This is a genomic window from Methylobacterium sp. yr668 (assembly GCF_900116245.1).
Taxonomy (GTDB): Bacteria; Pseudomonadota; Alphaproteobacteria; order Rhizobiales; family Beijerinckiaceae; genus Methylobacterium.
Genome location: NZ_FOZY01000007.1, coordinates 212238 through 231914, shown reverse-complemented (window position 1 = coordinate 231914; position 19677 = coordinate 212238). Strand labels below are relative to the sequence as shown.

Sequence of the window (19677 nt, the reverse complement as noted above, 5' to 3'; positions counted from 1 at the left end):
AGAAGACCATCGGCCTATTAACGTCGCTATTCGTGGCTGGTTGCAGGTTGAGCGCCGTGAACGGCCGCGCTCCGGCCGCCCCGATCACCTGCGGCGCGAGGCCCGGCGACGGCCCCGCCGGATGGCGCTATGCTCGACCTCCGGTGGAGTGGCTCGCCATGAAAACGCCGACCTGCCCAGCGAGGGAGAGGCAATACCAGTCCAGCGCCGCTTGCGAGGCCCCCGTCGTGAACTCCGTCCGTTGGCGCGCGCCCCGCCTCACTCTCCTGTGCGGGCTCGCGATCCTCGCCGGGGCGCCGGCCAGGGCCGTCGAGACCGCCGCCGTTCCCGACGCGGCCGCCATCGCGCCCGCCGTCACCGTGGTCCCGGCCGAGAACCGCGAGATCGTCGAGCGGGCGGTCGTCACCGGCACGCTGGTCCCGCGCGACGAGATCCTCGTCTCCCCCGAGGTAGAGGGCCTGCGCATCACCGATCTCCTCGTCGAGGAGGGCGACCGCGTCACCAAGGGACAGGTTCTCGCCAAGCTGTCGCTGGAGATGATCGTCACCCAGGAGGCCTCGAACGCCGCGGCGATCGCCCGGGCCGAGGCGGCCATCGTCCAGGCCCAGAGCCAGATCGTCCAGGCGGAGGCGGCCAACGTCGAAGCCAAGCAGTCGCTGGAGCGGGCCCAGGCGCTCGCCAAGACCGGGAACGCAACCGCGGCCGTGCTGGAACAGCGCGTCTCGGCGGCGCAGGGAGCGGAAGGGCGCCTCGCCGCCGCCAGGGGCGGCCTGCAATCGGCCCAGGCCGACCTCGCCACCGCCCGGGCGGCCGGCGCCGAGATCGCCCTGCGGCGTGCCCGCACCGATATCCGGGCGCCGGAGGCCGGCATCGTCAATCGCCGCACCGCCCGGATCGGCGCCACAGCCACCGCGGTGGGCGAGCCGCTGTTCCGGCTGATCGCCCGGGGCGAGATCGAGTTGGAAGGCGAGGTGCCGGAGACGTCGCTGGCGCGCATCCACGTCGGCAACCCGGCGAGCCTCGACCTCGATGATGGCCGCCGCCTCGCCGGCAAGGTGCGCCGGGTCTACCCGGAGGTCGACCGGGCGACGCGGCTCGGCAAGGTGCGCATCCGCCTCGGCGACGATCCGGCCCTGCGCATCGGCGCCTTCGCGCGCGGCAACGTCGAGATCGCGCGCCGCACCGGCGTGGCCGTGCCGGTCTCCAGCCTGCTCTACGCGGCCGACGGCCGCGCCAGCGTCCTCGTGGTGAAGGACGGGCGCGTCGAGGCGCGGCCCGTGGCCGCGGGGCTCTCGGCCGACGGCTTCACCGAGCTCCGCTCCGGCGTCGCGGCCGGCGAGAGCGTCGTGGCCCGCGCGGGGAGCTTCCTGCGCGACGGCGACCGGGTGCGCCCCGTGCCGGCGCCCACCAGCACGCCGATCGCCGACGCGGCCCCGCGGTAGGACGAGACGAAGGATCCGGCCATGCGCCTCAACGTCTCCGCCTGGGCGATCCGCAAGCCCCTGCCCTCGGTGGTCCTGTTCCTGGTCCTGATGATCCTCGGGCTGGTGAGCTTCCGCGCGCTGCCGATCACCCGGTTCCCCAACATCGACATCCCGATCGTCTCGGTGACGATCACCCAATCGGGCGCCGCGCCCGCCGAACTCCAGACCCAGGTCACCAAGTGGGTCGAGGATTCGGTCGCCGGCGTGAAGGGCGTCAAGCACATCCTCTCGACGATCACGGAGGGCACCTCCACCACCACGATCGAGTTCCGCCTGGAGGTGAACCAGGATCGGGCGACAAACGACGTCAAGGACGCGATCGCCAAGATCCGCCAAAACCTGCCGCGGACGATCGACGAGCCGATCGTCTCGCGCGTGGAGATCGCCGGCCTGCCGATCATGGTCTACGGCGCCTCAGCGCCCGCCATGACGCCCGAGGACCTGTCGTGGTTCGTGGACGACGTCGTCGCCCGGGGCTTGCAGAGCGTGAAGGGCGTCGGCGGCGTCGAGCGCCTCGGCGGCGTCGCCCGCGAGATCCGCGTCACCCTGAAGCCCGACCGCCTGCTGGCGCTCGGCATCACCGCCGCGGACGTGAACCGGCAGCTGCGCCTGACCTCGGCCGACATGGCCGGCGGCCGGGCCGAGGTCGGCGGCCAGGAGCAGTCCATCCGGGCGCTGGCCGCCTCGGCGAGCCTCGAGACGCTGGCCAAGACCTCCATCGTGGTGCCGGGCAACCGCAAGGTCCGCCTCGACGAGCTCGCGACCCTGTCGGACACCGCCGAGGAGCCCCGCACCTTCGCGCGCTTCAACGGCGAGCCGGTGGTCGCCTTCGCGATCTCCCGCGCCAGCGGCGCCAGCGACGCCGACGTGTCGGTGGGCGTCGCCAAGAAGATCGCGGCGCTGCACGCGGCCAATCCGAACGTACGGTTCGACCTGATCGACACCAGCGTCGTCAACACGATCGGCAACTACCACTCGGCCATGATGGGCCTGATCGAGGGGGCCCTCCTCGCCGTCGTGGTGGTCCTACTGTTCCTGCGCGACTGGCGCGCGACGTTGATCGCCGCGGTGGCGCTGCCCCTCTCGGTGCTGCCGACCTTCTGGGTGATGAGCGCCCTGGGCTTCTCGCTCAACGCCGTCAGCCTGCTGGCGATCACGCTCGTCACCGGCATCCTGGTGGACGACGCGATCGTGGAGATCGAGAACATCGTCCGGCACATGCGGATGGGGAAGTCGCCCTACCGCGCGTCCCTCGAGGCCGCCGACGAGATCGGCCTCGCGGTCATCGCCATCACGGCGACGATCATCGCGATCTTCTCGCCGGTGTCGTTCATGGGCGGCATCGCCGGCCAGTACTTCAAGCAGTTCGGCCTGACCATCGCGGCCGCGGTGTTCATGTCGCTGCTCGTGGCGCGCCTGATCACGCCGCTGCTCGCCGCCTACTTCCTGCGCGACCACGGGCCGGACCACGAGCGGGACGGCGTCGTCATGCGCGGCTACACCCGCCTCGTGGCGTGGTCGGTCCGGCACAAGTTCATCACGCTGGTGCTCGGCCTCGCGTGCTTCGCCGGCTCCATCGCCTCCACGGGCCTGCTGCCCGCGGGCTTCCTGCCGGCCGAGGACCAGGCCCGCACCCTGTTCGTGGTGGAGCTGCCGCCGGGCGCCCGGCTCCAGGACACGGTCCGGGTCACCGACCGCATCGAGGAGAAGATCCGCGCGCTGCCCGAGGTGAAGAGCGTGTTCGTGGACGGCGGCCGTCAGCTGCCGGCCAAGAAGGAGGTGCGGCTCGCGAGTCTCACCATCAACCTCACGCCGAAGAACAGCCGCGACAAGACGCAGAAGCAGATCGACGCCGAGGTCGCGGCGATCCTCCGGGAGGAGCCGGACCTGCGCTTCTGGGCCCTGCGCGAGGGCGGCCAGCGCGACCTCGCGCTGATCATCGCCGGCCCCGACAAGGCCGTGGTGGCCGAGACGGCGGCCAAGCTCCAGCGCGAGGCCCAGCAGGTCCCGCACCTCGTCAACGTCATGTCGACGGCCCCCCTCGACCGGACCGAGGTCCGGATCCGGCCGAAGCCCGCCGTGGCGGCCGATCTCGGCGTCAGCACCGACACCATCGCCGAGACCGTGCGGGTCGGGACGATCGGCGACATCGGCATGAACCTCGCCAAGTTCAACGCCACCGACCGGCAGATCCCGATCCGCGTGCAGCTCCCCGAGAGCGTGCGCGGCCGGCTCTCCGACCTCGAGACCCTGAAGGTGCCGGTGAAGGGCGGGACGGCCGTCCCGCTCGCGACCGTGGCCGACATCAGCCTCGGCCAGGGCCCGACCGGCATCGACCGCTACGACCGCGCCGTGCGCGTCGCGCTCGAGGGCGACATGCAGGGCACCGACGCGCTCGCCGCGCTGATCAGCCAGGTCATGAACCTGCCCACCGCCAAGAACCTGCCCCCCGGGGTGACGATCAGCCAGACCGGCGACGCCGAGGTGATGGGCGAGGTCTTCGAGGGCTTCGCGCTGGCCATGGGCGCCGGCCTGATGATGGTCTTCGGCGTGCTGATCCTGCTGTTCGGCAACTTCCTGCAGCCGCTGACCATCCTGTTCTCGCTGCCGCTCTCCATCGGTGGCGCGATCCTGGCGCTCCTGATCTGCCACATGCCGATCTCGATGCCGGTGGTGATCGGTATCCTGATGCTGATGGGCGTCGTGACCAAGAACGCCATCATGCTGGTGGATTTCGCCGTCGAGCAGATCCGCGCCGGCGTCGACCGGAACGTCGCGATCGTCGATGCCGGCCGCAAGCGCGCCCGGCCGATCGTCATGACCACCATCGCCATGGCAGCCGGCATGGTCCCCTCCGCGATGGCCTACGGAATCGGCGGCGAGTTCCGCTCGCCCATGGCGGTGGCGGTGATCGGCGGCCTGATCGTCTCGACGGTGCTGTCGCTCGTCTTCGTGCCGGCAATCTTCGTGCTGATGGACGACCTGTCCCGCCTGCTGACGCGGCTGTTCGGCCGCTTCATCGGCGAGCGCGACGATCCGGAGGATGCCCCCGTCTTCGATCCGGCCCATCCGGCCAATGACGGGCACCCGCCGCCGCCGCGGATCGCCGCGGAGTAGAGCGGGTCGGCGCGGAGAGCGGGTCGGCGCGGAGAGCAGGTCGGCGCGGAGAGCGGGTGCCGGATCGGTGTCGCGGATTGCGTCGCGCGCCGCGATGGGCTGTGACTCGGCCCCGCCGAATCAACGGAGACGAGCGAGACGATGTCGGGTGGTCACGGGGCGGTCGAGGGGTCGAACAAGCGCGTGGCGCTGCTGATCTCGGTGCTGGCGCTGTTCCTCGCGTTCAGCGAGACACTGGGCAAGGCGTCCCAGACGGATTCGATCGGCGCCAACGTCGAGGCCGCGAACCAGTGGGCCTATTTCCAGGCCCGCACGATCCGCGCGACGGTGCTCAAGACCGCCGACGAGGCCCTGGCGCTGGTGCCCCCGGGACCGAACCAGGACGCGATCGCCGCCAAGCGCGCCGAGTGGTCGAAGACGCTGGCGCGCTGGGATTCGGAGCCGGCGACCGGCGAGGGCCGCAAGGAGCTGTCCGAGAAGGCCCGCGCCTCGGAGGGCCGGCGCGACCTCGCGCTGCTGCGCTACCACCACTACGAGCTGGCCTCGGCGGCCTTCCAGATCGGGATCGTGCTGGCCTCGGCCGAGGTCATCACCGGGATCAGCCTGCTGGTCTTCGCCGGCGGCTTCCTGGGCCTCGCCGGGGCGGCGCTGCTCGGCTTCGGCTACCTCGCGCCGCACGCCCTGCCGTTCTTCCACTGAGCGGCCCCGGCCGCCGGCAGCGACGTAACGCCACCCCCGATCCCGATCGATCGAGCACAAGCGTCGCCGCACTGGACGCGCGGTCCGGAAGCTGATCGTCTCGGCGCATTCCAGGGGGGGAATGATGTCGGAACACTCAGAAGACCAGGGGCGCCTGACGAAGGTCGCCAGCGCGATCTTCCTGCACACCGAGCACGCGATCTACGCGGCGCTCGGCATCCTGCTGGCGCTCACCGCCCTCGTGGCGCTGATCGAGGCTGCCGGCATGACCTGGGAGGCGATGCGGGCGCTCGGCGGCGCTCAGCAGATCCTCGAGGTGATCGACCGGCTGCTGTTCCTGCTGATGCTGATCGAGATTTTGCACACGGTCCGGGTCTCGATGCGGTCGGGGACGCTGACCTGCGAGCCGTTCCTGATCGTCGGGCTGATCGCCTCGATCCGGCGGGTTCTGGTGATCACCCTGCAATCGTCGGAGATCATGCACGCCAAGGACTGGTCGCCGGAGAAGCAGGCGCTGTTCCAGGCCTCGATGATCGAGCTCGGCGTGCTGGCGGGTCTGATCCTCACGATGGTGTTCGCGATCTTCCTGCTGCACCGCGCCCGCGACGACGGCAAGCCGGCCGGCGAGGAGAAGCCCGAGCACGTGTCCTGAGATCCGCGCGCCTTCGCGGCGTTCACGAAGGACCTGCACTGATCCGTACGCCTGACGGCGTCCGGATTGCCCTGACCGTCCTTGCGAGCGCAGCGAAGCAATCCAGTTGCGCCACGCCGACCGAGGTAACGCTGCACTGGGTCGCTTCGCTCGCGATGACGGAAGGAAACCGAACCGGAATTGGAAATCAGTTCATCCGCAGGATCGCGGCGTTGAGGAGCGTCGCGAAGGCGACCCAGGCCGCGTAGGGGACGAGGAGCCACGCCGCGAGCCGGTCGAACCGCCAGGTCAGCCGGATCGTCCAGAGCACCATCACCAGCAGCATCGCGACGACGATCAGGCCGGCGCCGATCGCGTGGGCGGTGAAGAAGACCGGCGTCCAGGCGGCGTTGAGGGCGATCTGCACCAGGAATGCCGCGAGGGCGAGCCACCAGCCCTGGCGGCTCGGTCCCGTGCGCGGCATGGCGCCGAGCAGGCGCCAGAGCGAGACCGCGATCATCGTGTAGAGGATCGTCCAGGCGACCGGGAACACCCAGTTCGGCGGGTTGAAGGCCGGCTTGTTCAGGCTCGCGTACCAGCCCGGGATCTCCGCCTGGGTCGACACCGAGCCGACGGCGGCCGTGGCCGCGACGGGCAGGATCGCGGCGGCGAGGCGCAGCCAGCGCGGCAGGGGCGATCCCTCGGGGACCTGTGTGGCGGCGGTCATGATCGTCTGTCTCCACGGGGCGCGGCATGTGGCGCGGCATGTGGCCCGGCATGTGGCGCGGCTTGCCGGCACCCGCGCGCCGTGGCACGCGCCCGTCTCCATCCGCCGAGAATCGCCAGATGTCACAGCCTTACGCGCCGCGGGGTCCGTCGGATACCCGGAGCGACGCCGAGCCGGAATACACGCGCCGGAGCCTCGCCGCCCAGGCCATGGGCCGGATCGATCCGGAGACGCGGGCGGTCGTGATGCCGCTCCACGTCGCCACCACCTTCATCCGCGATCCCGACAACGGCTACAGCTCCGGCTACAGCTACGCGCGGCCCGACAACGCCACGGTGCGCGAGGCGGAGTCGGTCCTGGCGATGCTGGAGGGCGCCGCCGCCGGCGCGCTGCTGTTCGGCTCGGGGATGGCGGCGGCGACCGCGGTGTTCGGCGCGCTGGAGCCCGGCGACCACGTTGTCGCCGGCACGGTCATGTACTGGGCGCTGAAGCGCTGGCTGCGCGAGGAGGCGCCCCGGCGCGGCCTCACACTGAGTTTCGTGGACACGGACGACGCGGGTGCCCTGCGCGCCGCGATCGAGCCCGGCCGGACCAAGCTCGTCTGGATCGAGACCCCCGGCAACCCGCTCTGGACCGTCACCGACATCGCCGCGGCGGCCGAGATCGCCCACGCGGCGGGGGCGCGGCTCGCCGTCGATTCGACGGCCGCCTCACCGGTGCACACGCGCCCTCTGGAACTCGGCGCCGACATCGTGATGCACTCGGCCACCAAGATCCTGAACGGTCATTCCGACGTGGTTGCGGGCGTGCTGGCGGGGGCGCGGGCCGACGCGTTCTGGGAGCGGATCCGGGGGATCCGCGCCGGCAGCGGCGGGATCCTCGGGCCGTTCGAGGCCTACCTGCTGATGCGCTCGCTCCGGACCCTGCACCTGCGGGCGGCCGCGCAGGCGGCGGGCGCCCTGCGCCTCGCCGGGCGCCTGAGCGGGCACCCGCACGTGACCCGGGTCCTCTACCCGGGCCTTCCGGACGATCCCGGCCACGCGGTCGCCTGCCGGCAGATGCGGGACGGGTTCGGCTTCATGCTGTCGATCCGGGTCGCCGGCGGCGAGGCCGGCGCCATCGCCACGGCGGCGCGGGTGCGGCTCTGGAAGCGGGCGACCTCGCTCGGCGGCGTCGAGAGCCTCATCGAGCACCGCGCCTCGGTGGAAGGCCCGGGCAGCCCCTGCCCGCCGGACCTGCTGCGCCTGTCCACCGGCATCGAGGACACGGACGACCTGTACGGCGATCTCGACCAGGCCCTGCGCGGCGCCCACGCGGGCTGATCGTCGCGGGCGCTTGGTGCCGAACCGGCTCCTGGCGCGTTGTGCCGGCAGTTCCGGCGGCGCGAACCGCCACAGATCGCGAGTCTGACGACATGACGACCCGTTCCCGCACGATGGTCCCCGGCACCTTCGCGCTGCTCATCCTGGCGCTCGCGCCGGCCTCCGCCCGGGCCGACGCGGTTCCCGATCTCGACGTCGAGCGGACCTGCCGGTCGGCTCAGGTCGCCAACACGAGCATCAGCGACAAGGCGAATTACGACGGCTGCATCCGCTCCGAGCGCGACGCCAAGAAGGAGGCCGAGCGCCACTGGAGCAGTTACACGCCCGCCGCGAAGAGCCAGTGCCAGAACCAGTTCAAGGCGGGCGGCTTCCCCTCCTACGTCGAGATGGTGACCTGCCTGGAACTGGCGTCCGGCACGGTGCCGACCCAGAGCGCCGAGGGCGGCCGCGCGGTGGGCGGGCCGGGTGCGCCGAAGGACGTCAAGGTGCAGCGGGAGGGCGGCGCCAACCTGACCAAGGAACCGCCCGCGAGCCAGCGCACGGATCCGATCCAGGTGCTGGAGAACAAGTAGGCGGCGCGGGCGCCGTCACGCGCCGCTGTCGGCCGTGGTGACGAAGGGGAGGTCGACGGTCTCGCGGCCGGCGCGTTGCCGGGTGTCGGCATGAGGGCCCGCACCGCCGCGGCGACCCGGGCGCGCTCGGCGGCGCGGTGATTCTCCCTCCTCTCGTCCGGCATGCCAGCACAGCTTCCGACGGGGCGCGACGCGGCGCGCGGGCGTGCTATGGGCCGAGTCCTCCCCCCGCGCATCAGCCCCCGCTCCCGCCGGCACCGTGAACGCCCTCGCCATCATCGCCCCGATCTTCGGGATCGTCCTGATCGGCTGGGCCGCCGCCCTCGCGGGGCTCCTCTCCGACAAGGTCAGCGACGGGCTGTCGGAATACGTCTTCGCCGTCGCCGTCCCGGCGCTGATCATCGCCACGCTGACCAAGCCCGGGATGAGCGGGACCATCGCGTGGTCCTACTGGGTCGCGTATTTCGGCGGCGCGGCGATCTCGTGGTCCGTCGGCACGCTGATCGCCCGGCGGCGGGCCGGGATCGAGCGCCGGGGTGCGATCCTCCACGGCTTCGCGGCGAGCCAGTCGAACACGGTGTTCGTGGGCGTCCCGATGATCCTCCAGGCCTACGGCGAGGAGGGCGCCTTCCCGCTGTTCATGCTGCTGGCCGTCCACCTGCCCCTGATGATGGGCAGCGCCACTTTCCTGATCGAGTCCGATTCCGGCCTGCCGGTCCTGGCGCGGATCCGCGGGCTCGCCCTGGTGCTGCTGCGCAACCCGATCTTCGTGGCGCTGCTGATCGGCATGGCCATGAAGGCCCTCGGCCTCGCGCCGGTCGGCATCGCCCAGTCGCTGATCGACGCCTTCGCCGGCACGGCCTCCACCTGCGCCCTGGTGGCGCTGGGCGCCGGCCTGAAGCGCTACCGGGTGCTGTTCGACCTCAAGGGTGCGCTCGTGATCGCGCTCCTGAAGAACCTCCTGCACCCGCTGGCGGTCTGGGTCCTGGCCTTCCACGTCTTCGCGATGCCGGCCGCCTACGCGGGCGTCGCGACCCTGTTCGCCGCCATGCCGGTGGGGATCAACGCCTACCTGCTGGCGGCGCGCTACCGGACCGAGACCGGCATGGTCGCGGCCTCGGTCCTGGTCTCGACGCTGCTGGCGCCGCTCACCACGCTGCTCTGGCTCATGCTCCTCGGCCGGGCGTGACGGCGGCGCCCCGGCGTCACCGCGCGCGTTGGACCGGGCGGCGCGCGGGTCTAGGGTAGGGTCAAGCGCGCGGGCCGCGAAGACCCGCGCCACCCTGCAGGCGAGAAATCTCGATGAACGCTCCGATGCGCCCTCCGGGCAGCGCCTCCCCGTCGGCCCCGGCCTCGGCCCGCTTCGTCTGGGACGATCCCTTCCTGCTGGAGGATCAGCTCACCGAGGACGAGCGGGCGATCCGCGACGTCGCCCAGAGCTTCGCGCAGGAGCAGCTGCTGCCCGGGATCGTGGAGGCCTACGCCTCCGAGAAGACCGATCCCGGCCTGTTCCGCAAGATGGGCGAGCTCGGCCTGCTCGGCGTGACCCTCCCCGAGGAGTACGGCTGCGCGGGCGCCTCGTACGTGGCCTACGGGCTCGTGGCGCGGGCGGTCGAGGCGGTGGATTCCGGCTACCGCTCGATGATGAGCGTGCAATCCTCCCTCGTGATGTACCCGATCCACGCCTACGGCTCGGAGGAGCAGCGCGAGAAGTTTCTGCCGAAGCTCGCCTCGGGCGAGTGGATCGGCTGCTTCGGCCTCACCGAGCCGGATGCCGGCTCGGACCCGGCCGGCATGAAGACCAAGGCCGAGAAGATCGACGGCGGCTACCGGATCTCCGGCGCCAAGATGTGGATCTCGAACGCCCCCTTCGCGGACGTCTTCGTGGTCTGGGCGAAGTCAGAGGCCCACGAGGGCGCGATCCGCGGCTTCGTCCTCGAGAAGGGCATGAAGGGCCTGTCCGCCCCGACGCTGAAGGGCAAGCTGTCCCTGCGCGCCTCCACCACCGGCGAGATCGTCATGGAGGGCGTCGAGGTCGGGGAGGACGCGCTGCTGCCGAACGTCTCGGGGCTGAAGGGGCCGTTCGGCTGCCTCAACCGGGCGCGCTACGGCATCTCGTGGGGCGCGATGGGCGCCGCAGAGGATTGCTGGCACCGCGCCCGCACCTACACGCTGGAGCGCAAGCAGTTCGGCCGGCCCCTGGCGCAGACCCAGCTCGTCCAGAAGAAGCTCGCCGACATGCAGACCGAGATCGCGCTGGGCCTCCAGGCCTCGCTCCGCGTCGGGCGGCTGATGGACGAGGGCAAGATGGCGCCCGAGATGATCTCGCTGGTCAAGCGCAACAATTGCGGCAAGGCGCTGGACATCGCCCGCACCGCCCGCGACATGCACGGCGGCAACGGCATCATGGGCGAGTACCACGTGATGCGCCACGCCCAGAACCTCGAGACGGTGAACACCTACGAAGGCACCCACGACGTCCACGCCCTGATCCTGGGCCGGGCCCAGACGGGGCTGCAGGCGTTCTTCTGAGGCGCGGAGGACGCGCCTCCCACCGGGTCACCTCATCCTCAAGTGCGGCGCAGTCGCCTCGAAGAAGTCCCCCGGAACCGCGGCGATATCGGGAGGCTTCCTCGAGACCTCCGCTGCGCTTCGGCACCTCAGGATGAGGGCCCGGGCGGGGTCACTCCCCGCCCTCGTCCCCGGCGAGCGACCACTCGAGCACCCGGGCGAGGTGGTCGTAGGCGCCGTACCGGCTGGCATATTGCGGGTAGGGCCGCGCCGTGTAGGCCGCCTCGCCGGTCATGAACCGGGCCACCAGCCCCCGGAGCCGCGCGGCGTGCTCGGCCACGATCGCCTCCACGCCGCGCTCCTCGCCCCGGGGCGGCTTCACCGGGATCGGGACGAAGGGCTTCCGGCCGCCCGAGGCGTGGACGTAGAGCAGGTCCGGCGTCGTCGTCACGGCCGGCAGATCCGCGAAGGCGCCGTGCATCAGCATCGCCGCCTCCAGGGTGAGCTGCGGCGAGAACCCGGAGAAGATCATCTTGCCCGAGGGCGGCGTCCCGGTCTTGTAATCGACGATGCAGGCGGTGCCGTCCGGCCGCAGCTCGATCCGGTCGGCCCGGGCGCGCAGCGTGAAGGTCTCGCGCCCCATCGGGATCGCCCAACGCCCGGAGACCTCCGGGTAGACCCGGGTCAGGCCGGGCCGCCGCCGCGCCTCCCAGTCGAGATAGGCCGAGGCCATGCGCTCGTAGCGCGGCCACCACTCGGCGTAGAGGTTGGGGTACTCCGCCTCGATGTCGCCGAAGGCGTTCACCGCGAAGTTCAGCAGCCGCTCCGCGGAGTCCGGCGGCAGGTCCTTGGGATGGCGACTGGCGAATTCCGCGAAGACGTCGTGCACCAGGGAGCCGCGGGTGGCGACGCCCGGCGCCGCCGCCAGCGGATCGAGCGGGTCGAGCCCGAGCACGTGGCGGGCGAAGATGCTGTAGGGATCGCGCACCAGCGTCTCGATCTCGGTGACGCTGAGCGAGCGCGGGAACAGGGCCGGGTCCGGCTTCGGCGCGGGGCGCTTCAGCCGCGGCTCCGGCGGCGCCGCGTCGAGCCGCGCGGCGAGGCCCGCGAGCCGGCGCCCCGCGTGCAGGACGACGTCCCAGCGGGCGTCGCCCGAGAGGGCGCGCAGGCGCTGGATCAGGCGCGACGGCACGGTCGGCGCGCCCTCCCGCTTCAGCGCGCGGGTGATCACCGCGTCGCGGCAGCCGAGCGCCTGCACGAAGTCGTGGGCCATCTGCCCGATCCGCCGCTCGGGCGGGTTGAGGCCGACCCGCTCGCGCATCGGCCGGTTGAGGAACGAGTCGGTCAGCGTGCGCACCGGCCAGACGCCCTCGTCCAGCCCGCCGAGCACCACGCGATCCACCGAGAGCAGGCGCGCCTCCAGCAGCCCGAGGATGCGCAGGCGCGGATGCGGCGCCTCGCCCGAGCAGGCGACTTTGCGCTCCCGGGCGAGCGACGTGAAGAAAGTGGCGTAATCGTCGAACCGCCCCGGCATCAGGCCGGGCTCGGCCATCTCCAGGTCGTCGAACAGGGCGTCGAGGCAGGACAGGGATCCGTCCGTCTCGACCGGGGGACCGTCCTCCGGCCCGGCGATCAGCCGGTCGCACGCCTCACGGTGACCCGCGGCGGTGGTGACGAGGTCGCATTCCCCCGCCCCGTCCGGGCCCGGGAAATCCCGGAACACCAGATCGAGCCGGTCCAGCAGGTCCGCGGCCAGCTCCCAGTCGACGTCCTTCAGGCGGCGCTTGGCCCGGGGCCGGTGCTCGGGCGGCCCGGCGCGCTCGGCGGCGAGGGCCTTGCGCAGGCCGTCGAAGCCCGGGGCCGGAACGGGGCCGCGCAGCAATCCGATCTCCAGGGCGGCCGCGCCCCGGACCACGTCGGGACGCGGCAGGCCGAGATGGACCATCGGATGGGAGAGCAGCGCGATCAGCCGGGCCGGGATCGCGTCGGCCTGATCGCGGGCGAGGTCGGCGGCGAGTTCCGCCGCGAGCCGGGCGAGCCGCCCGGCCGGGCTCACGGCCAGGGACAGCCCGGCGGAATCCTCGGCCACGATGCCCCAGCGCAGCAGCTCGACGGCGACCCGGCCGGCGAGCCCGCGGTCGGGCGTGATGAGCGCCGCAGTGGCGCCGGGGGTCTGCAGGGTCTCGCGCAGCGCCAGCGCTGCGACCAGCGCCTCCTCGCGCTCGTCGGCCGCTTCGGCGAGCGCGAGCCCCTCGAGGCCGAGGCGGGCGACGGTGTCGCGCTCGGCCGGGTCGAGGGCGGCCCACGCGTCGGTGGTATCGGCCGGCCGCAGGGCCTGCGACAGGAGCGCGGCTCGCGCCGCCTGGCCGGGGTCGGGCTCGCCGAGGGCGACGACCTCGGCGCGGTCGAGGTTGAGGTTCTCCGGTCCGAGCAACCGGTGCAGCACCGCCTGCGGATGGCCGTGCGCGATCACGCGGGAAAAACCCTCGCCGGTGTCGATGCCGTCCCAGCCGGCCCCGTCGAGGTCGAGATCGAGCCCGGGCAGGACCACGGCGCCGTGGGGCAGCTTGGCCACGGCGGCGATGAGCCGGGCCGTGGCGGGGACGGAGCCCAGCGAGCCGGCGACGATCACCGGGTCCGGCGTCGCGCCGCGCGACAGGCGCCTCTCCTCGGCGAGCACGAGCCCGCGGGCGCGGGCGACGGGATCGGCGAGGCCCCGCTCGGCCAGGAGCTTCGGCCAGTTCTCGGCGGCGATCTTCACGAAGTCGAGGGTCAGGCCGAAGTAGCGGGAATACTCGGCCTCGACGGCCGCGCCGATCTCTGACCAGGGAAGGCCCTCGACGGTGAGCGCGTCCATCAGGCGCTCGAGATCGCCGGCGAGCCCGACCGCGTCGGCGGGGGAGGACGGCACCAGGAACGGCACCTCGGCGTCCAGCGGCAGCAGCGTCCGGTCAACGGTCCTGGCCCAGGCCTGGACGAGGCGGGCCAGGATCAGCCGGCGCTCCAGCGGCGGCATCGGGATGCTCAGGGGGTCGGCGTTCTCCTCCAGCAGCGGCTCGGCGGCGAGGTCGAGCTCGGCCTCGTCGGCCTCGCCGAGCGGCACCATCCGCGGCAGCAGCGTCGCCTGGCCGGGCGCGTCCCGGCCGAGCCTCTCGGCCAGGATCGCGCCGAGCGCCCGGGCCGCGCGGCGGGTCGGCAGGTAGATCGTGACGGAGGCGAGCGCCAGCGGATCGTCCGCCACCGGCCCGACCAGGCGGCCGGAGAGCAGCGCCTCGGCGAGCGTCGGCAGGAACGGGACGCCGCGGGAGATGGTGAAAACGGCCTGTCGGGCGGGCATGGCTGGGCTTCTACGCCCGCGCCGGGGCGGCGGACAGGGGACGATGGGCCGCTGGGGAACGATCGCGCGGCTTCCCTCCCCGCATCGGAGGAGTTCGGTCGCGCTCCGCCGCTGACCTCAGCCCTTCGCCCTCGCGGCGGCGCCGTAGCCGGCGCGGCGGCCGAACACGACGCCGGAGGTCAGCCCCGAGCCGCCGGGATAGCCGTTGAAGAACACGCCACCGACCATCTCGCCGCAGGCGTAGAGGCCGGGAATCGCGCCGCCGTCCGCGCGCTTCACGCCGCCGTCGTCGCCGACCTCGACGCCGCCGTAGGTGAAGGTGATGCCGCCCGTGACCGGGTAGGCCTTGAACGGCCCGGTCTCGATCCTCTGCGCCCAGTTCGACTTCGGCAGGGCGAGCCCCTTCGTGCCGCGCCCGTCCTTCACGGTCGGGTCGAAGGGCACGCTCTCGTCCACGGCGGCGTTGAACGCCGCGATGGTCCGCCGCGCCGCCGCGCGGTCGATGCCCTCGAGCTTGTCGAGGAGCCCGTCCAGGGTGTCGGCCTCGACGAAGTGCGCGTCGTGGAACCGGTATTCGCTGTAGAGCAGGTGATCGACCTTGGCGTCGAAGATCTGCCACGCCACGTGCCCGGGCTGCTCCATGATCGAGCGGCCGAACTGGGCGTAGGTGTAGTTGCGGAAATTCTTGCCCTCGTCGACGAACCGCTCGCCGTCCGCGTTCAGCATGAGGCCCAGGAAGTAGCAGATCTTCCGGTAGTGCTTGCGCTCGCCGTGCGGCAGCTCGAGGTTGCCGTAATCGGGGGTGTGCAGGTCCATCGGCGTGGCGTGGCAGCCACCGTAGAAGCCGTGGGCCTTCGCACCGAGGTCGAGCGCCATCTGCAGCCCGTCGCCCTGGTTGTGGGGTGTGCCGCGCACCCGGGCCTTGTTCCAGCCCTCGCCGATGAAGCGTGTCCGGAGGGCAGCGTTCGCCTCGAAGCCGCCGCAGGCCAGCACCACGGACGTCGCCCGGACCGGACCCTGCGGCGTCTCCACGCCGACGACGCGCCCGTCCTCCACGATCAGGCCCCGGGCCGGGCAGCCGTAGCGGATCTCGCCGCCGGCCCGGGTGAAGGCCTCCAGCTCGGCCCGGGCGAGGCCGAAGCCCTCGTCGTGGGTGGCGAGCGTCAGGCCGCCCCAGAACACGAAGCGCCCGTCCTTCTCGAACGATTGACGGGAGTAGATCGGCTCGAACTTCACCCCCTGCGTCGCCAGCCAGCGCAGGGCCGCGCCGCTCTCGTCGATCAGGATGCGCTGCTCGCGCGAGAGCGGCCGCCCGTCGTTGAAGCCGAGCAGGTCCGCCTCGAATTTCTGTGCCGTGTAGGCACCGAAATCGGTCCGCGGCAGGCGCGGGTCCTCAGGATCGACCAGCAGCGGGATCAGGTCGTCGTTGCCCGCGTAGACGAAGCGCATGGCCCCGGCCGTGTAGGCGGTGTTGCCGCCGGCGAGGTCCCGCTCGGCCTTCTCGATTATCAGCACCGAGGCGCCGCGCTCCAGGGCGGCGAGACCGGCGCTCATGGCGGCGTTGCCCGAGCCGACCACCACCACATCCCACGGCGCATCGTCGGGACGCTGCATGCCTGCCTCCTCTCCAGTGGCTGATCTCAGCGCATTGTATACGTCTGCATGCAATTTCTCGCAAGCGTTTCAGGCGTCACGGTTTCGCGCTATGGCCGAGCCGAGGAGAGCCGGACATGAAGGCCAGCGAAGCGGAGCGCTCCAGCGGCGCCGGCGCCTACGAGCGGCTGCTGCGGGCGATCGAGGAGGGCGAGCTCGCCCCTGGCAGCCGCCTGCGCGAGGCGGAGCTCGCCGAGCGGTTCCAGATCAGCCGCACGCCGGTCCGCGAGGCGCTCGGCCGGCTGGAGGCGCAGGGACTCGTCGCCCACGAGCCGCACCGGGGCGCCAGCGTGGCGCAGCTCGATTACGGGCAGGTGAGCGAGCTCTACGACCTGCGCGAGGTGCTGGAGGGGACGGCCGCGCGCCTCGCGGCGATCCACGCCAGCACGGTCGAGACCGAGATCCTGGAGGAGATGGTCGCCCGGGACCGGACGCTGCTCGGCGACGCGCCCGCGCTGGCACGGACCAACCGGCTGTTCCACCGCCAGATCCACGGGGCGGCGCGCAACCGCTTCCTGCAGGCCACGCTGGAGACGATGCGCCTGTCCCTGGTGCTGCTCCCGGGCGCCACCACGCTGGCGGCACCCGACCGCGCCGCGGAATCGCTCGCCGAGCACGCGGCGATCGTGGCGGCGATCCGGGCCCACGACGGGGATGCCGCCGAGGCCGCGGCCCGGGCCCATATCCGCGCTGCCTTCAAGGCGCGGATCCGGATCTGGCAGGAGAGCTGAGGGCCCCCCGACCCTCAGGCGTGAGCCGGCACGCGCTCCAGACTGGGCCGGCCGCGGAACAGGGCGAGCGTCGCGACGATGCCGCAGGCGGCTGCCGCCATCAGCCAGTAGCTCGGCGCCGCCCGGTCGCCGGTCTTCTCGATCAGGAAGGTCGAGACCATGGGCGTCGCCGTGCCGAACAGCGCGGTGGCGAGGCTGTAGGCCAGCGAGAAGCCGCTGGCGCGGACATGGGCCGGCACGACCTCCGAGAGCGAGACCACCATCGCGCCGTTGTAGACGCCGAAGAAGAACGAGAACCACAGCTCGACAGCGAGCATCTTGCCGAAGGTCGGATCGGCCACGAGCCAGTGCAGCGCCGGGTAGGTCGTCAGCAGCGACAGGGTCGAGATCGTCAGCAGCACCGGCTTGCGGCCGATGGCGTCCGACAGCGCTCCGCCCACGGGCAGCCAGACGAAGTTGGTGATCGCCACGAACAGCGTCACGATCAGGCTGTCGGTCTCGGTGAGCTTGAGGACGTTCTTGCCGAAGGTCGGGGTGTAGACGGTGATCATGTAGAACGTCACCGTCGTCATCGTGGTCAGCATCATGCCGAGCAGCACGATCCGCCAGTTGGCGGCCACCGTGGTCAGGATCTCGCGGGTGGTCGGGTGGCGGGTCCGCTTGGCGAATTCCTGCGTCTCCTGGAGCGACCGCCTGATGAAGAAGATGAACGGCACGATCAGGCAGCCGATGAAGAACGGGATGCGCCAGCCGAAATCGCCGAGCTGCTGCTTGGTCAGGAACGCGTTCAGCCCGTAGCCGATCAGGGCGGCGAACATGATCGCCACCTGCTGACTCGCCGATTGGAACGACGTGTAGAAGCCCCGCCGGCCCGGCGTGGCGATCTCGAATAGGTAGATGGAGACGCCGCCGATCTCGACGCCCGCCGAGAAGCCCTGCAGCAGGCGCCCGGCCAGCACGATCAGCGGGGCCGCGACCCCGATCGTGTCGTAGCCCGGGCAGAAGGCGATGAGCACCGTTCCACTCGCCATGATGGCGAGGGTGATGATCAGGCCCTTCCGGCGGCCGATCCGGTCGATATAGGCGCCGAGCACGATCGCCCCGAGCGGCCGCATCAGCGCCCCGAGCCAGAAGGTGCCGAAGGTCAGGAGCAGCTCGGTGGTCTCGTTGCCCGAGGGGAAGAACGCCCGCGCGATGTAGGTGGCGTAGAACCCGAACAGGAAGAAGTCGAACATCTCCAGGAAGTTGCCGCTCGTCGAGCGGAGGATCGCGCCGATCCGCGACTTGAGCGTGGCCCCGACGGCCCCGGGATCACCGGCCATGACAACGTCCTTTCCGGGTGCCCGTCAGGCACCGATCCACTTCATGGCGACGATCGTGCCGGTCACCGTCAGCGCGCCGCCGATGCGGGTGGCGATCTGCGCGAAGGGCATCAGGGCCATGCGGTTCGCCGCCGTGAGGATCGCCACGTCGCCGGTGCCGCCCTGGCCGCTGTGGCAGGCGTTCACGATGGCGGTCTCGATCGGATACATGCCGAGCCAGCGGCCGACGAAGAAGCCGACCGTCATCAGGGTCACGACGGTCGACACGATCGTGATCAGGTTCACCAGAGTGAAGGCCGCCATCAGCTCGTGCCAGGGCGTCAGCGCGACGCCGATGGCGAAGAGCAGCGGGTAGGTCATCGAGATCTGGACGAACTTGTAGACCACGAAGCCGCCGGCCTGGAGATGGGGCGACACCGCGCTGGCGAGCTTCGCCAGGACCGCGAGGAACAGCATCGCCACCGGCGCCGGCAGGCCGACGAGGTGGTGGGCCATGACGCCGAGCAGGTAGAGGGTGATCGCCGTGAGCCCGGCCGCACCGATCGTGGCGGGATCGATCTGGCCCTTGGCCGCCTCGGCCTTGGCCTGGGCGTCGCTCGACTTGATGCCGTCCGAATCGGGCTGGAGGCGGCCCTCGCCGGTGAGGTGCGGGTAGCGCTTGCCGACGGAGTTGAGCGTGCCCGACAGGATGATCGCGGTCAGGGAGCCCAGCATCACCGGCGGCAGCACCTGGGCGAAGACCACGCCCTGCTGCATCCCCAGGATCGCCGCGTAGCCGATGGAGAGCGGGATCGCCCCCTCGCCGACGCCGCCCGCCATGATCGGCACGACGATGAAGAAAAAGGTCTTGTAGGGGCCGAGGCCGAGGAGCGTGCCGACCAGCGTCCCGACCAGGGCCGCCGCCACCGAGCCGAGGGCGAGCGGCGCGAAGATCTTGAGGAAGCCCTTGATCAGGACCTCGCGGTCCATCCCGAGGATGGAGCCGACGATGATCGTGGCGATGTAGATGTAGAGGAAGTTGGTGAACTTGGTGAAATCGGTGATCGCCTTGACCATCTGCGGCGGCACCAGGGCGTAGTAGACCAGCGCCGAGGGGATGAAGGTCGCGAAGATCGCCCCGGCGCCGATGTTCTTCAGGATCGGGATCCGCTTGCCGATCTCCGCGCAGGTGAAGCCGCCCATCACCAGCACGGCGATCATGGTCGGCCCGTCGGGCTTGATCTCGCCCTCCTGGACCAAGACGGTGAGCAGGATCGCCAGCACGACGAAGATCGGGAGCGGTATGATGCCGATCTTGAAGTCGATCAGCCGCCACCAGACGTCCGGCCAGAACCGGGCCGCGCGCCCGTCCTCAGCCCGGCCCTCCGCCGGCGACGGGATCGGGCTCGGTGAAACGGTGCTGGTCATGGCGTCCCCCCGGATCTCTGACCGCTCGCGGGCCGCTTCGCCGCGCCCTCGCGACCGCGCGCCGGGCCGCGATCCATCGGGTCGCGCACGATCGGCGGCGATAAAGTGACATCCGGCGTATCAGCGCGGATGAAGGGCGGCAACGCGATCCAGGGAACAAAGGA

The 19677-nt window shown here is 71.5% G+C and carries 14 protein-coding genes; 9 read left to right on the top strand and 5 right to left on the bottom strand.

All coding sequences use genetic code 11. From position 1 onward, the window contains the following. Positions 1-158 precede the first annotated feature (158 nt). The 4 genes from BM419_RS11785 to BM419_RS11770 all read left to right on the top strand — a co-directional run bounded on the left by BM419_RS11785 (position 159) and on the right by BM419_RS11770 (position 5952). Positions 159-1442 carry an efflux RND transporter periplasmic adaptor subunit gene (locus tag BM419_RS11785; protein WP_091926581.1) on the top strand — a complete coding sequence of 428 codons (1284 nt, stop codon included), beginning with the start codon at positions 159-161 and terminating at the stop codon, positions 1440-1442. Between the two features lie 21 nt (positions 1443-1463). Then, positions 1464-4601, top strand: coding sequence for an efflux RND transporter permease subunit (locus tag BM419_RS11780; RefSeq protein WP_091926527.1), 3138 nt, complete (start codon positions 1464-1466; stop codon positions 4599-4601). 141 nt (positions 4602-4742) lie between these two features. Further along, positions 4743-5300 (top strand): DUF4337 domain-containing protein, encoded by a 558-nt coding sequence (locus tag BM419_RS11775; RefSeq protein WP_091676362.1) that lies wholly within the window; start codon positions 4743-4745, stop codon positions 5298-5300. Between the two features lie 124 nt (positions 5301-5424). Beyond that, entirely contained in the window at positions 5425-5952 is a 528-nt protein-coding gene (locus BM419_RS11770; protein WP_043712027.1) for a phosphate-starvation-inducible PsiE family protein, read from the top strand. A gap of 187 nt (positions 5953-6139) precedes the next feature. Here the strand turns inward: BM419_RS11770 and BM419_RS11765 are convergent, their stop codons facing one another. Further along, positions 6140-6658 carry a TspO/MBR family protein gene (locus BM419_RS11765; protein ID WP_091926526.1) on the bottom strand — a complete coding sequence of 173 codons (519 nt, stop codon included), beginning with the start codon at positions 6656-6658 and terminating at the stop codon, positions 6140-6142. Positions 6659-6777: 119 nt separating this feature from the next. Between BM419_RS11765 and BM419_RS11760 the strand changes: the two genes are divergently transcribed. From BM419_RS11760 to BM419_RS11745, 4 genes are all read left to right on the top strand, one after another. Then, entirely contained in the window at positions 6778-7980 is a 1203-nt protein-coding gene (locus tag BM419_RS11760; protein ID WP_091926525.1) for a trans-sulfuration enzyme family protein, read from the top strand. 92 nt (positions 7981-8072) lie between these two features. Then, complete coding sequence (locus BM419_RS11755) at positions 8073-8552, top strand: hypothetical protein (protein WP_056531494.1); 480 nt, start codon at positions 8073-8075, stop codon at positions 8550-8552. Positions 8553-8811: 259 nt separating this feature from the next. Then, positions 8812-9741 (top strand): AEC family transporter, encoded by a 930-nt coding sequence (locus BM419_RS11750; protein ID WP_020090796.1) that lies wholly within the window; start codon positions 8812-8814, stop codon positions 9739-9741. Between the two features lie 113 nt (positions 9742-9854). After that, entirely contained in the window at positions 9855-11084 is a 1230-nt protein-coding gene (locus BM419_RS11745; RefSeq protein WP_091926524.1) for an acyl-CoA dehydrogenase, read from the top strand. A 151-nt stretch (positions 11085-11235) separates the two neighbouring features. Here the strand turns inward: BM419_RS11745 and addB are convergent, their stop codons facing one another. Further along, the gene (addB, locus tag BM419_RS11740) at positions 11236-14400 is read right to left on the bottom strand and encodes a double-strand break repair protein AddB (RefSeq protein WP_091926523.1); all 3165 of its coding nucleotides are present in this window, start codon (positions 14398-14400) and stop codon (positions 11236-11238) included. A gap of 117 nt (positions 14401-14517) precedes the next feature. Beyond that, a complete protein-coding gene (tcuA, locus tag BM419_RS11735; RefSeq protein WP_091926522.1) occupies positions 14518-16014 on the bottom strand; it encodes an FAD-dependent tricarballylate dehydrogenase TcuA in 1497 nt (498 codons plus the stop codon). Positions 16015-16130: 116 nt separating this feature from the next. On the opposite strand from tcuA, the gene BM419_RS11730 reads away from it, so the two are divergent. After that, the gene (locus BM419_RS11730) at positions 16131-16784 is read left to right on the top strand and encodes a GntR family transcriptional regulator (protein ID WP_091926521.1); all 654 of its coding nucleotides are present in this window, start codon (positions 16131-16133) and stop codon (positions 16782-16784) included. A gap of 14 nt (positions 16785-16798) precedes the next feature. Here BM419_RS11730 and BM419_RS11725 read toward each other — a convergent pair whose 3' ends face one another. Both BM419_RS11725 and BM419_RS11720 read right to left on the bottom strand, forming a co-directional pair. After that, on the bottom strand, positions 16799-18106 hold the full coding sequence (locus tag BM419_RS11725; protein ID WP_091926520.1) for an MFS transporter: 1308 nt from the start codon (positions 18104-18106) through the stop codon (positions 16799-16801). Between the two features lie 24 nt (positions 18107-18130). Then, on the bottom strand, positions 18131-19513 hold the full coding sequence (locus BM419_RS11720; RefSeq protein WP_091926519.1) for a 2-hydroxycarboxylate transporter family protein: 1383 nt from the start codon (positions 19511-19513) through the stop codon (positions 18131-18133). Positions 19514-19677 lie beyond the last annotated feature (164 nt).

Bases quoted from the DNA above. Each gene is read 5' to 3' on its own strand.
- BM419_RS11725 (WP_091926520.1), bottom strand. From the start codon at position 18,106: ATGGCCGGTGATCCCGGGGCCGTCGGGGCCACGCTCAAGTCGCGGATC.
- BM419_RS11780 (WP_091926527.1), top strand. From the start codon at position 1,464: ATGCGCCTCAACGTCTCCGCCTGGGCGATCCGCAAGCCCCTGCCCTCG.
- BM419_RS11775 (WP_091676362.1), top strand. From the start codon at position 4,743: ATGTCGGGTGGTCACGGGGCGGTCGAGGGGTCGAACAAGCGCGTGGCG.
- BM419_RS11785 (WP_091926581.1), top strand. From the start codon at position 159: ATGAAAACGCCGACCTGCCCAGCGAGGGAGAGGCAATACCAGTCCAGC.
- BM419_RS11730 (WP_091926521.1), top strand. From the start codon at position 16,131: ATGAAGGCCAGCGAAGCGGAGCGCTCCAGCGGCGCCGGCGCCTACGAG.
- BM419_RS11720 (WP_091926519.1), bottom strand. From the start codon at position 19,513: ATGACCAGCACCGTTTCACCGAGCCCGATCCCGTCGCCGGCGGAGGGC.
- BM419_RS11770 (WP_043712027.1), top strand. From the start codon at position 5,425: ATGTCGGAACACTCAGAAGACCAGGGGCGCCTGACGAAGGTCGCCAGC.
- addB (WP_091926523.1), bottom strand. From the start codon at position 14,400: ATGCCCGCCCGACAGGCCGTTTTCACCATCTCCCGCGGCGTCCCGTTC.
- BM419_RS11755 (WP_056531494.1), top strand. From the start codon at position 8,073: ATGACGACCCGTTCCCGCACGATGGTCCCCGGCACCTTCGCGCTGCTC.
- BM419_RS11745 (WP_091926524.1), top strand. From the start codon at position 9,855: ATGAACGCTCCGATGCGCCCTCCGGGCAGCGCCTCCCCGTCGGCCCCG.
- BM419_RS11760 (WP_091926525.1), top strand. From the start codon at position 6,778: ATGTCACAGCCTTACGCGCCGCGGGGTCCGTCGGATACCCGGAGCGAC.
- tcuA (WP_091926522.1), bottom strand. From the start codon at position 16,014: ATGCAGCGTCCCGACGATGCGCCGTGGGATGTGGTGGTGGTCGGCTCG.
- BM419_RS11765 (WP_091926526.1), bottom strand. From the start codon at position 6,658: ATGACCGCCGCCACACAGGTCCCCGAGGGATCGCCCCTGCCGCGCTGG.